The sequence below is a fragment of the Anabaena sp. FACHB-83 genome, assembly GCF_014697485.1.
GTDB lineage: Bacteria > Cyanobacteriota > Cyanobacteriia > Cyanobacteriales > Nostocaceae > Nostoc_B.
On sequence record NZ_JACJRY010000005.1, the window covers coordinates 259,421 to 272,116 of the forward strand.

At 41.0% G+C, this 12,696-nt stretch carries 16 protein-coding genes; 4 read left to right on the forward strand and 12 right to left on the reverse strand.

The window, feature by feature from the left end:
• Positions 1-259: 259 nt before the first annotated feature.
• Positions 260-1,255 carry an RNA-guided endonuclease TnpB family protein gene (locus tag H6G79_RS09010; RefSeq protein ID WP_313933903.1) on the reverse strand — a complete coding sequence of 332 codons (996 nt, stop codon included), beginning with the start codon at positions 1,253-1,255 and terminating at the stop codon, positions 260-262.
• Between H6G79_RS09010 and tnpA the strand changes: the two genes are divergently transcribed.
• A complete protein-coding gene (gene tnpA / locus H6G79_RS09015; RefSeq protein ID WP_190588589.1) occupies positions 1,254-1,607 on the forward strand; it encodes an IS200/IS605 family transposase in 354 nt (117 codons plus the stop codon). The genes H6G79_RS09010 and tnpA overlap by 2 nt on opposite strands.
• 176 nt (positions 1,608-1,783) lie before the next feature.
• Here tnpA and H6G79_RS09020 read toward each other — a convergent pair whose 3' ends face one another.
• The 9 genes from H6G79_RS09020 to H6G79_RS09060 form a co-directional block, all read right to left on the reverse strand.
• Complete coding sequence (locus H6G79_RS09020) at positions 1,784-3,055, reverse strand: glycosyltransferase family 4 protein (protein WP_190588377.1); 1,272 nt, start codon at positions 3,053-3,055, stop codon at positions 1,784-1,786.
• A gap of 561 nt (positions 3,056-3,616) precedes the next feature.
• Positions 3,617-4,429, reverse strand: coding sequence for a carbonic anhydrase (locus tag H6G79_RS09025; RefSeq protein ID WP_190588376.1), 813 nt, complete (start codon positions 4,427-4,429; stop codon positions 3,617-3,619).
• A gap of 758 nt (positions 4,430-5,187) precedes the next feature.
• A complete protein-coding gene (locus tag H6G79_RS09030) occupies positions 5,188-5,757 on the reverse strand; it encodes a hypothetical protein (RefSeq protein WP_190588375.1) in 570 nt (189 codons plus the stop codon).
• 588 nt (positions 5,758-6,345) lie between these two features.
• Entirely contained in the window at positions 6,346-7,740 is a 1,395-nt protein-coding gene (locus tag H6G79_RS09035; RefSeq protein ID WP_190586850.1) for a transposase, read from the reverse strand.
• Between the two features lie 303 nt (positions 7,741-8,043).
• Positions 8,044-8,454, reverse strand: a complete 411-nt coding sequence (locus H6G79_RS09040; RefSeq protein WP_190586852.1) for a hypothetical protein — start codon at positions 8,452-8,454, stop codon at positions 8,044-8,046.
• A complete protein-coding gene (locus H6G79_RS09045; protein WP_190586854.1) occupies positions 8,451-8,705 on the reverse strand; it encodes a hypothetical protein in 255 nt (84 codons plus the stop codon). Before H6G79_RS09045 ends, H6G79_RS09040 begins: the two co-directional genes overlap by 4 nt.
• A gap of 85 nt (positions 8,706-8,790) precedes the next feature.
• The gene (locus H6G79_RS09050) at positions 8,791-9,030 is read right to left on the reverse strand and encodes a hypothetical protein (RefSeq protein ID WP_190586856.1); all 240 of its coding nucleotides are present in this window, start codon (positions 9,028-9,030) and stop codon (positions 8,791-8,793) included.
• 85 nt (positions 9,031-9,115) lie between these two features.
• Positions 9,116-9,298, reverse strand: coding sequence for a hypothetical protein (locus tag H6G79_RS09055; protein ID WP_190586857.1), 183 nt, complete (start codon positions 9,296-9,298; stop codon positions 9,116-9,118).
• 269 nt (positions 9,299-9,567) lie between these two features.
• Entirely contained in the window at positions 9,568-9,825 is a 258-nt protein-coding gene (locus tag H6G79_RS09060) for a hypothetical protein (RefSeq protein WP_190586859.1), read from the reverse strand.
• Between the two features lie 551 nt (positions 9,826-10,376).
• Between H6G79_RS09060 and H6G79_RS09065 the strand changes: the two genes are divergently transcribed.
• The 3 genes from H6G79_RS09065 to H6G79_RS09075 all read left to right on the forward strand — a co-directional run bounded on the left by H6G79_RS09065 (position 10,377) and on the right by H6G79_RS09075 (position 11,896).
• Positions 10,377-10,643 (forward strand): helix-turn-helix transcriptional regulator, encoded by a 267-nt coding sequence (locus tag H6G79_RS09065; RefSeq protein ID WP_190588374.1) that lies wholly within the window; start codon positions 10,377-10,379, stop codon positions 10,641-10,643.
• Between the two features lie 231 nt (positions 10,644-10,874).
• A complete protein-coding gene (locus H6G79_RS09070) occupies positions 10,875-11,213 on the forward strand; it encodes a hypothetical protein (RefSeq protein WP_190588373.1) in 339 nt (112 codons plus the stop codon).
• A gap of 143 nt (positions 11,214-11,356) precedes the next feature.
• Complete coding sequence (locus H6G79_RS09075; RefSeq protein ID WP_190588372.1) at positions 11,357-11,896, forward strand: DUF4102 domain-containing protein; 540 nt, start codon at positions 11,357-11,359, stop codon at positions 11,894-11,896.
• Positions 11,897-11,906: 10 nt separating this feature from the next.
• Here the strand turns inward: H6G79_RS09075 and H6G79_RS09080 are convergent, their stop codons facing one another.
• Both H6G79_RS09080 and H6G79_RS09085 read right to left on the reverse strand, forming a co-directional pair.
• Positions 11,907-12,053: a hypothetical protein gene (locus H6G79_RS09080; RefSeq protein WP_191049349.1), complete on the reverse strand. Its 147-nt coding sequence runs from the start codon at positions 12,051-12,053 to the stop codon at positions 11,907-11,909.
• Positions 12,016-12,588 (reverse strand): site-specific integrase, encoded by a 573-nt coding sequence (locus H6G79_RS09085; protein WP_190588371.1) that lies wholly within the window; start codon positions 12,586-12,588, stop codon positions 12,016-12,018. Before H6G79_RS09085 ends, H6G79_RS09080 begins: the two co-directional genes overlap by 38 nt.
• Positions 12,589-12,696 lie beyond the last annotated feature (108 nt).

Sequence of the window (12,696 nt, forward strand, 5' to 3'; positions counted from 1 at the left end):
CCAAATTAGCTGTTTGGGTTGCAACTAAAAATCAGACTAAATAGCTCAAAGCTCAAGTCTGATCACTAAATCAAGCCGTAAATTTTTACCAATAATTGTAGCGAATTATTGCTCCATTAAAATCTTATGATATTCAATATTCTATTTCAAGGATGAGTCGGTCATGATTCTGTCACATTTTTGATCGGCGACAGCCTCATCTAGATTTGGTGCTTTTTGACATACTAACCGCCCTAAAGGGTCGGTGATTCTTGACGGTTCACAGCAACGAGCTACTCTTGGTAGTCTGACAGTCGCTCCCCGTCCGTTTAAGGTCGTGCTGATGCCCCATGCCGACCATTTTTATGTTTTGGGATGCGTTCTCATCTCTGTCGTGCTGAGTGTTGCAGTTCAAGCACAACACTGAGCGAACAGATAAATCAATCTTGCCCCAACGATACCCACAGCAAGAACAAGTTTGGCTAGTAGGTTCCCATCTACTAATTACTCTAAAAACCCGATTAAGCTTTTCAGATTTACTCTCACAAAATACCCGAAATTCTCTCCAGCCTTGCAAACTAATAACTCTTGCTAGATTACGGTTCTTGACCATTCCCGACACATTCAAATCTTCCAAAACAATAGTTTGGTTTTCACTAACTATTTTGGTTGATAGTTTGTGCAGGAAGTCTTTACGGGTATCTACAATTTGGTTGTGTTGTTTCGCAATCCTTAGTCTGGTGATTTCACGACGTTTAGAACCTTTGTGTTGCCTTGATAGCTTGCGTTGTAGTTTGCGAATTTTGCAATCTTTCTTTGAGTAATTAGGACTTACTGCTTTCTCACCATTACTCATAACTGCAAAAGTTTTAATTCCCAAGTCGATACCAATGCTTTGGTTTTTAGCATCAATATGAATAGGCTCAACTTCTACAACAAAACTAAGAAAATAGCGATGAGCAGCGTCTTTAATAACAGTTACACTACTTGGTGCAGATGGTAAATGCCTTGACCAAACGGGCTTAACATTACCAATTTTGGCTAGATATACTTCATCTCCTTTAATTGAAAACCCACCTATTCTAAATCGCGCTGACTGTCTCCCCATTTTCTTTTTGAACTTAGGTTTACCTACTTTTTTGAGGCAGCGCGTTGCGGGGGTTCCCCCCGTTGTAGCGACTGCCGTACCTTTTCGTTTACCTTTGAGTGAATCAAAAAAGTTATTGTAGGCAAGCCAGTTTCGCAGAGAAAGACATAGTGTTACAGACTTAAAAATTCACTTGGTATGCGTTACCAAATATCGTAAATCTGTATTCACAAAGCAGAGCATTGAATTGATTGATAAAACGTTTAAAGAAGTAGCAAAAAAGATGGATTTTGAAGTGATTGAGTTTAACGGTGAGGATAATCATGTTCATGCACTTATTGAATATCCACCTAAGTTGTCTATCTCTCAAATAGTTAATGCCCTAAAAGGTGTTTCTAGTCGTCGTTACGGACAAGCTGGATACAAAAAACCCCACAAAGAGTCTTTATGGAGTCCTAGTTATTTTGCTGTATCCGTTGGAGGTGTCCCATTAGAAGTTTTGAACGAGTACATTAGGAATCAAGAAAAGCCGTCCTTCTAGGACGGGGCTTGTATCCTATTCTTTTGGTCATTGGTCATTTGTCAGTAGAAGAACTAAAAAGGACAAGGGACAAATGACTAATGACAGTCTCAATCAGACAATGTGCAGATTGAAGGTGTAGTAACATTAATTCCACACCAATTTTTTTGGGTCAGTCAATAGTCAGCCTGTATGAGTTACACCTCTTGTTTGGAAACTACTTTAGCTTCAATTACCTGACTATCAGAAGTTACTGATTCAAACAAAGCCTCATAGTGACTTAAGGCTTGGTCAAAAGCATACTGCTCCATCGCATACTGACGACTGTTATAGCCCAAGGTTTTTACCTTTTCAGGGTGTTTGTAAAGTTCTAAAATGGATGCTGCCAAAGCTTGGGCATCTTCTGGTGGAACAATAACCCCACCACCACTTTGCCTGATGGCTCTGGCTGCGGTGCCATTTTCGGGAACTGAGGCTACTATCGCACGACCACTGGCCAGCAAAACTTGGATTTTGGAAGGCATATTGAAAGAAATCACATTCTTCTTCTGCACAACTAAACCAACATCAGCCGCCGCCAACATTTGTGGTAGTTCTGCACGCGGTTGAAATGGCAGTAACAACACATTATCTGCACCGCATTCTAAACAATACTGTTGTAATCTTTGTAAACCTTTAGCCTCACCCACAATCACAAAAGCAATATCTGTGATATCTCGTAATTTTGCTGCCGCTTGAATTACTGTTTCTAAACCTTGAGTGAGCGCAATGTTACCAGAATATTGAACGACAAACTTACCGTTGAGATTGTGTGTATTACGGAAGGGATTATTTTCTTTAGGTAAAGGACGAATGAAGTTGACATCCACCCAGTTAGGAATCTGCTCGATTTTATCTGCTTCTACACCCTTAGATAGTAAATTTTCGACAAACCCATCAGCAATGACGCTAATTTTTGTAGCTGAATGGTAAGCAAATTTTTCTAACGCAGCAAATACTTTGATCAGCAATTTATTTTTCAGTAGCCCAACATGAACTGCTGCTTCTGGGAGGATATCTTGAAGATTCAGCACCACTGGGCAAGCGCGTAACCATCCGAGTAAAGCCGCAGGTACACAGACAGGTAGAGATGGTGACGTTGATAAAATCACATCTGGTCGCCATCCGAATAAAGCAGGTAAAAAACTTGTAACAACAAAACTAGCATCAAGCATTATCCGATCCAACAGATTCGGTTGTGGCCGAATCCAAACATAACTGCGTTGGATTTGAACGCCATTTTTGTACTCATTTAGGTAGAATTTGCCCCGATAACCCTCGTAAATTTGGCGTTCAGGATAATTTGGCATAGCGGTGACGACGCGCACTTCATGCCCTCGCTTGGCCAGTCCTTCTGCTAATTCCGTCATCAACGGGGCAATACCAATTGGTTCTGGATAGTAGTTGTAGGAGTAAATTAATATCCGCATAAGAAATCAGTCAGAGTCCCTGGCTTTTTGGATAACAATGATGTTGTGCTGCATTTTGTTGCACCTGACTTCAATTGTCTCCTTAGTCTCTTTTAATGTCAGTGGTTTGTCGTTGAAGATTGAGTAAAATTTATTGGGAATTGCGGAGAGAATACTTAATAAATTTATGACGGGACTATTTACAGTAACAAGTAAGTATGCACTGATAAAATTCTGACTGTTTTTGCAATTAGCAGATAGTTAAAATATCAAAAATTAATGAATTTAGTAGCCCTACTTCATGTCTGAAATCTATTTAAGTTGGGCAGTTTGATTCCAACTCTCAGTGACCTCATAATATAGTCGTAAACACTCAAATTAGCAGTATATAATTTTTAGTACAAGTTAAATATAATTCCTAGTATGGGTAATTTATTGAGATACGTGTAATTACTTTATGGGGAAAACAGTAATTTAATTACTCAGGAGATGTTTTAAAAGTGGCAGGGTATCGTCAGCAAGCTCACAAGGCTGATGCTGAGATTTGTAGAAGACAGCACCTTGTGAGCGAATGAGTAAAGATTAATTTGAGTGATTGGAACCTCGATAAATTCGCTCTCTTTGCTCTGGAGAAAGATGTGGTATTGGGAAACGTTCAGATGCTCCTATTGTAAAGTCCTGAGTTTGTGTCACTTCATCTGCTTGAGAACGAATTCCGACATCACAATTGAGAAATGGATTGAGGATGGTATCTTCTGTTTCTGACTCCGCAAGTTGAGTTTGAGGTAATACATAGGCGTGTTTATGCGGGTCGTACGCTAAAACTTCTCCTGACTCAATGTGATAAATCCACGCATAAATTTTCAGTTGACCTTGGTACAGTTTGGAGTGAATGACGGGATATGTCCGTAAATTCTCAATTTGCGTGAGAACGTTTTCCGCAATCATTATTTCTAACAATTCTTCAAACTGGTAATGACCGTAGTGGTCTAAAACTAGCCTACGAGTCGCTTCTGCATATTTCAGCCAATCATAAACCAGTGGTAAATCCTCTCGCAGACTCTGTAATTTCAGGAGTCCTTTCATCGCACCGCAATGAGAGTGACCACAGATAATAATTTGCTGAATTCCTAAAGCTTGAACTGCATATTCAATAGTTGCACCTTCACCACCATTAGTTGCGCCGTAAGGAGGAATAATATTACCTGCATTGCGGATAACGAATAATTCACCAACCTGTGCTTGTGTAATGAGATTTGGGTCAAGACGTGAATCGGAACAAGTGATAAACAGTACTCTGGGTTTTTGACCATGCGAGAGTTGCTCAAACAATTCTTGGTGCGTTGAAAAATAGCTAGATTTAAATTCACGCAGACCTTTAATTAATTTCTTCATTACCAAGTTCCAGAAATATTTGTAGGTAAGTTACTGAATCAAAACAATATTCATTGAGGGTGAGATAATCTCAAATGCAGACTGATGAGCGTGATAATTAGTAGGTTTTTGCCAACATTAGGAGCTTCAGCCTTGTTGTTGAGTTAGTGTTACTTTTGTAAAACAGTAGCAGCTTGTGAGCAGACATGATTTTTGAGCTTTGAGAAGTCAGAATCAGTGACAAAGGACTTCTATATCATAGGGTAATTTGGTGCTGTAATTATAAGTAGAGAATTGTAATTAAGATAAGTTGCAGACCAGAGCTTTGAGATATCTGACAGTAATATCTCAAGTGTGCTTGGAAATTGAGCCTTATTCACAGAGGTTATACCATTCCACTTTAAACATGATACATATATGGAAGCAGCGCCTCGACTTCTCCTGACGGAGACGCTGGGCGAACGCTCGGCGACCGGAAGTAGAGTTGCAGAGGAAGTAATTTGTATCAGTAATTTCGTGAATTGGGATTAAGGCTGGATGATAGCTAAGAGTGGTCAATATTAACTGATCAATGTGTGTGGCGATCGCTATGAATGCAACTATAGCAATCCTAAATGAATCGTGAAAAACATAGATATGGAAACGAACCGCCAAGAACGCCAAGGACGCAAAGGTAAGAAAGAAGAAAAAGATATAGAAATTTTACAAATGATTTAGGACTGCTATATCTAAAAAACTAACTTTCAGAGAGTAATTATGAATGGTTATTGATGCGATAGTTATTTTTGAATGATTTCTCCAGTATTCAGATTGATCACTAGAGATGATTTTACTTTATCTAAATTTGCTTCTAAAGGAATGACTACTGTATTAGCAATATGCTCTGGTTCGCCAAATAAACAGCGACATTGAAACTTGGTGGTCATAATTGGCAGAAAACCAATTTTTGTATTTACCTTACCATGATAATCACCACATTCTGTTACAGTATCAGGGGGAAAACAAGTCTGTTCATAAAGATAAAAGGTTTTAGAGTAGCCTGGGTATTGAATGATTTGCTTGAACTTAAAATCTACAATGTCCGAAACTGCCCAAATATATAGTATTAGTAAAAGTATTCCAATTGATAATAATAAGTAAAGTGTTAGAAAAATCTTGGTTTTAAATATAGGTAAAGGCTGAGGCTGGGTTAAAAATAAAATGCCTAATCCTACAGCGAGTAACCAAATTCCCATAAAAATTAAACCTTGGGCAGATTGCCAACTGGGAATAAAAGGTAAGTTGACGAGAGCGATCGCTAAAAATGGAGCTATCAATATAAATATTAGCAGTGGATTTCGGCGCGTCATAGCTGGATTTTTCCGCCATCATAACCCATTCAAGCAAGCAGTAACTTGCTAGAGACGTGAAGATTGACAACATACCCTGTGTTCAGGCTTAATCAAGCAAGTAGCTGGTAATGACAACAAAGCCAAAATTTTTGGCTGTCTTCCCGGAAAGCCGAGAACTGAAGATGTATCTCATTACATAGCAAATTTACTATATGTAAGCTAAAAACTATTCCTTCCTTAAATCTATCTTTCCTTCTCTCATTGCTGCTCTGGTGATCCTCCAGGGCAGTTTTAATTTGATTGGTAGACAGTTAATACAAATGTATCTGTTGAGGTGAGCAGGGGGGCGGAGGAGCTTCAGGTGCAGGGGAGAGCGTACCTTCGTTCCCCCTTTCACCCCTGCACCCTTGCTTGCCTACACAAGTAAGTTTCTTATCCGAACCGTATTGGGTAGACAGTTAAATCTCTAATGAGATCATCTGGCTTTTGTAAGTATGACTGCGATCGCCTCTTCTGGTTTAGCTTTATCCTGGTTCTGGATGCTAGAACTTCACTTTAGATTGAGAACTGATAAATTTTAAACTCCCCTAACGGGGAGTAGTAGGTTTATGATACAGTCTGTACTGCTTTCTTCAACTCCTTGAACATCAGCCGGAGACCGTAGGCAGCAGTTTGTGAGATGACTAAATTACCAAAACCTTTTTTAACCTCACGCTGTTTAACACCGGGGGCAATGTCACCAACAGCCATTGAAGTAGTTAAACTCATCTGCATGGTTTGAAGTGTGAGGTTAAGTGTAGCTTCCATCTGTGGCTGCAACTCCTTTGACACCATAGGAAGTAAGTTTAACTTCAGCGATCGCTGAAATTCTTTGAGTGCCTGTTGCTGAAGTCGAGCCACAGCTTTTGTTTTCCACAGTTCGGGATTGTCCTGGAATTGGGCTTTACGCTGATCGTAAAATTCCCCCAATTTCTGACCAAACTCATTTTTTGGCCTAGCCTGTTCAGGGGCAATAATATCAAGTACCCACAAATACAGCTGCGACCTGCAAAGTTTAGAACCGGCTCCAGTATTCATAGTTTCTTTGTCACCACTGCTATTTTCATCTTTGGCCATACCCAGCCGACGCTTGAACCTGCCAAGAGAATCAAACTTTGTAATTGGGTAAATTTGGCTGATGAGTAAAGCTTGTGGTCTAACACCAATACCAAACATCGTCATAACTTGACGGTAGGGGATAAATTCACTACTGTTGAGAATTTCTAAAATCTCGTGTTGAATTTCTACTTCCCAGTCTCGTAGGTCACACACCATACCAGCTAATTTTCTGGTAAAAGTAGTAATTCCCACGCCATATTTTTTAGCAATAGATTTTTCATAAAGCTTATCGTAGTAACTACTTCCTCGCTTGAGGTTACGCTCCCGCCCCGCAAGCCAAGCCCAAAGGGGAAGCGCACCATCTGAGGCAGGTTGACTTTTACTAAGTGCAGCTTCAGGAAATTCCCTGGCTAACTGTTGTCTAGCACGGTTGATGACTGGCGATTGAATCTTATTTAAAGATTGCAACTGCAACCACAAATGGCGCATTTGTGCCACCTTACCCGCTTCAAATTGCAGGAAAAAATCATCATCATCCCAGTGAAGTAATGCGTAAGCTGCAAGTGCTAGAGCATCGGCTTGGTCATTTTTATCTGGGAGTTTATTTTGTTTACGGTAGTGTGTTGCTTCCGCGTGACCGACCCATAAAACCTTAATTCCTTCAGCCTCACAAATGTGTGACCAAATCCAAGAGTAATGTACTCCAGTAGGTTCCATGACAACAGCATCGGGCTTTAGAGCTAATAATTTATTGACCCCATCAGCGTTAGCTTTAAATGTTAAAGGGTCATCATCTTTCGGACGTTTATTATCTCGAAAGTAGCTTCTAAAGTTTTTAGGAATTGATGTTAATTCCCAAGCAACTACGCTGTTTTTACACACATCCAAACCAACTATTTTCATTTGTCAAGGTTCTGCAAGATTGGGTATTTATTTGCAGCAAAAACTGTGCTAAAATGAGTCACGAATCACCCAAATTAGTGTTAACAATTCACTTTTAAACTCAACACAGTCGGAAATTCTAGCAGCAGTGGATTCATGAAGTTTTGAAACCTAATGGGTCATTTCAATCTAAAAATCCGTGCTGCTGCTGTTATTTCCCTCTGGTGTAAACCAGAGGCGGATGAGTTTGCGCGACTCGTCCGCGACTCCCCAAGATTGGGGAGTTTCGGCTGTTAGTCAGACAGCCATCATCAGGCGGAATAATTACATATCATCATCGTCATCATCGTCATAAATATCGCTATCTTCGTAATCTTGTTCCGTCACAACTTCAGATTCGACTGTGACAGCAGTAAGTAAATTTCTGAATTGAGGCATAGAAGGTGCTTGAGGATTTAAACCTTGCGCTTTTAAAAACTCGGCGGTAGCATCCCATTCTCGACGTAGTAGGGTTAATTTGCTCTCTAACTCAGCGCATTCTCGATAAATTTTGTTTCTTTCATCGTAAAGTTCATCAGCTTTTCTACCAACAATCTTTTTAGCTCTTTCTCTCAAATTGCTAACAATTTCGTCGATAGATTCTTCGTTTTCTAGCTCAACAGAAAAACCTATTCTTTCATTGCTATAACTTCCTATTGAAATTAGAAAGTGTGCATGAAGTGTTTTAATTTTCATTGTGTCCTCCGGTTTTTAGCGCGGTAATTACAACGTTGTTCTAATAGTCCTGTGGCATCTTCCCAGCTTTGAATCAAGGTGACTGCATCCTCACCGTGAAATGTTTGATGATCACCGTTCTGCCATGTCACAGCTGCAACACGGGTAGGCATATCCTCAAACTGAATTTGGCGGATTTGGGCAAGGTTAATCCAGCCAGCAGCAGGCAATTTACAGCTAAACACTGATGGGGTATTGACTATGGTGTGCATTTTGGTAATCTGACAATGGTACAAATCTTGCGATCGCACCTCCCCTCGCTTATGGGCAATACTGCGATCGCATCAAAAATCAAAGTTAGAAATTGTCAGTCTCAGAATCGGGGGCAGTTGCCCCAGCATCAAAAGGGATATCGTCTGGGTCAGGCTCTGATTCTGTTTGTGGTGGGTAAAGTTGGTTATTTACAAATTGCCTGAGTATTTTAGCTGCTGTTTCTGGGTTGTCTGTCTCTGTAACTGTTGCAGTTGCCTGGAAAGTCTCATTTTCATAGTTACCCAGGTTTTTGACCCGTTTATAAGTAATGGTTTCGATTTTCATAATTGTGCTATTTTTTACAACGTACAGCTAAACTGATAAACTATGTCGAGCGATCGCAATTCCAAAAAACGCGATCGCTTTCGAGTTATTGAACCTCAGCCGGCTCCTTATCAAAAACAACTTCATAGACTGCTCCCGGATTATTCATCCGTAAGATGCTCAAGTAAGCGTAGGCATCGCCACGGGTACGATGACGGGTAACGCAGACATTACCGGATACACGGCAGCGATAAACGTGCCAAGGTCGAAGCTTGTCTTTGTAAGCCATGATTAAAATCCTCAGTTAATTAAGAAGCCAGCACAAACTGACACAATTGCTTGTGCTGGTATGGGAATGGGAATTTGTTAACAGAAGCTCATCAGAGGAAGTCGCTGGTGATGCCTCACCAGCGAAAAACCCTTTTAAGTGCATTGTCTTGTAAGTGAGCGTTAAATTTGCGTCTAAATTGATACCTCCAACTAAACAGCATGACTGTATCGGCGCAAGTGTGAAGTGCAGCGCCGGGTGACAAGGGTGACAGGGTGTAGGGTGCAGGGTTACAAATCAGCGCGGGGTGCAATTGAGGGATTGGGTAATCTGCGCCGGGGTTTAACTTTGACAACGGGTGTTGTTTGCCCGTGAACACGGTTAAATTCCCGCGCCAAACTCCGCGCCAAACGTGGACGTGTGGCGTAAAGCATCTGGTGTACAGAGTCGAGTAAGTTGGTTAACGTCTGGACTTGCTGTTGCAGTTGGCTGACTTGTTTTTCTAGCTGTCGAATGCGTTTTTTTCGAGTTACATATTTTTCCTTCATAAAAAAGTGCGACCGATCGCCCTGGTTTGCGCGTTGTGTATAAAAAACTGTTATCCATAACCAACTACACGGTAGTTAGCAATTTCATGTCGTGCATCTGCGCGTAAGCCACTACCCCACGCCAAGCCTCTGCGGGATTTTCACCCAGGACTTAATTCCACACCACCTCATGTCTCCATGTCGCCACTTTTAGCCTTGGTGTGTATGGAATGCCCTACTAAGGTCGGTTACAGACTGCGGCCGCAGTACAGCTGCACGTCACCAGATTTTTTACAATCCGCGACTATATTGGGACAAATCTCAAGTGTTCACTTATCACTCAGCACTCAGCACTAGGGACTACTGGTAGCCTGAATCACCTTTCATCGGTTTTCAACGGCTATGACATCAAGTGTTACTTTTCCTAATTCGGCTGTGTCTGTCTTGGTGAGACACTTGTGAAACCAGCCAAAATAACTGTTTCTCCACCGAAGCAAATATCGGCTGGTCTTTTTTTGTCGTTCAACATGAATGATACGTCCTGCCATGTCCACTGTCAAGACGTTTCATTCATGAACTTTACGTCTATGATAGAAGATAACCAACAAGAACAGGAAAAGTCTCCCTTGAGGCTATTAAGAGAAGAAGCAGGACTAACACGTCCCCAAGTTAAGCAAATAATAGGCGTTTCAGAGAGGCGACAAGCTGACTGGGAATCTGGAAAAGCTATGCCAAGTGCTGAAAACATCGCGTCACTCTGCCGATTGTACAAAGTTTCTTTAAAGACTATGTTCAAATCGCTAGGGATTGATGTGTCTGGTATACCTAATGACGAATAGCTGACGAGAAACACGCCACAGTACCAACTGTGGCGGACATAAATACCTACCCCAATTATGACGAAATTGGATGAATAAGGAGCATCCTATTAGATGAACGTAAATAGCAAAGTATAACTAACTACTGGGTAATCTAAATTTGTACTTATCGTTTTCACTAAGAAAATGAAAAATCTTATCAGGCTATCAGTTGTTGTTGGATTTGCACTATTACAGAGCTGCACGCCTTCAGTGAAATCAAGTCCGATTACATCAGAACCAGTTGTAAATTCTCCCAGTGGTTCAGACAAGTATGAAATTCAGTGGAGTGGAGCTAGTGGAAAGGAATTATTTGCTGGTTATTCGATTCTTTCGTTAGACCCACCAGGTACACCAATGAAAGTAGAAAGCATCAAAGGAAAACTACCCCATAAGGTCAACTTTTCAGCTTCTAAAAATACCATAGTCTCAGCATCTGGTAACACATTTCCCCACACAGCAGTAGAAATCAAAATTTATAAAAATGGCTCAGAGTGTGGAAAGGTGGTGGCTGTTGGGAGTGGGGTAGGAGCAAACAAAGTTTGTGAATAATCCAAGCCCCACAAGTTAACCCAACTTAGTTATAGCTTGCGACCTGTGACAATGCGATCGCACTTTCTCTAATGAGGAGCGATCGCAAAGTGACAAAAGACTAAAAGCCGCACCAGATGGGCGGCCGCTCTACTAATCGAATTATGCCAGTAAACACAAAATCCGAAAACTCCCGGTGCAACACTGGTCAGTTAACACTTTTTGACTTAGAAAAATACACCAACTACGACGAAACTCAAGAACCACCAGACCCAGACCATTACCAAAAACAGGAAGCATACGAATATGCGTGGCAGCAGTGGGAAAAACAATATCCTGATTTGGTGAAATATGTCGTTGCCATGTCTCCGTATCAAAGTGTTGGGGGGCAAGAAACAGCCGACACATCATTACCCCCTAACACCACCAATAACCAAGTAGCAATAACTACTAAAAAAATTGCCCCCCAACACGAGACAACACAATGGGTAGAAAAATACTGGGTAGAGCGTAGCAGCCGTAAATACTGGTATTGGCGCTATTGCTGGATGACAGGACGAAAAATTCACCGCCGTTACATTGGCTCTGTCACTTCGCCCAAAGCACGCGATCGCAAATCGGCCATCGAGGAGGCAATTAATTTTGAGCGATCGCCAAAGGAGATTGAGAAGTTAATACACTCCTGGCGTGAATTAAAAAAATGAAGTGTGAATTTTAATCCGCCCATGAAAAATGCGATCGCGCGGCGTACCAGGAGAGCGATCGCAAAAAAATGAATATTTCAGCTTGATTGTAGAGGATGAAAAATGCGATCACAAAATAGTCAATAATTGGCGATCGCCAATTCCAAATCAGCCTCATCAACATCAATGTATTTTTCCAAACTAGATATCGTTCTATGGCCAGAAAATTTCTGAATCATACTCAAAGCCCAACCACGGCGAGCCATCTGAGTTAATATAGTCCTTCGTGGCGAATGGGTAGAATAGCCACACTCAGTTAGTTTTGCCTTCTTCAGAGCGCGGCGAAACGCATCATCAAAGCTTTGTAGCTGCAAATGCTGTCCCTCACTACCCAAAAATAAGTAACCTGAGATATCCGGCTGGTTAATTTTCCAATAATTAATCAGCAACTCGCGTAAGTTTTTGTGAATTGGCACTTGTCGAGTTTGGTGAGTTTTAGTCTGTGAAGCTCGGTAAGTCAGTCGCCTTAACGGTTTTCCGTCAGGCGAATAAACATCACTAGTCATCAAGCTGCACACTTCCCCAGCACGGCCAGCCGTCCAGTATGCAACTCGTAGAATCATCTTATGATTTTCTCCCGGCATAGCCGCCAGAATAGATTCAAAATCCTTATCAGAAAAAATAGCAGCTTGTCCGTGCCGATTGACCTTCATCTACAAGTTTATATTTCCATTGATTGAAAATAGGTATATTCAAATATTTACCAACAGTAAATATTTCATCAATTGTATATATAGCAATACTTACAGGTAATCAGTAAA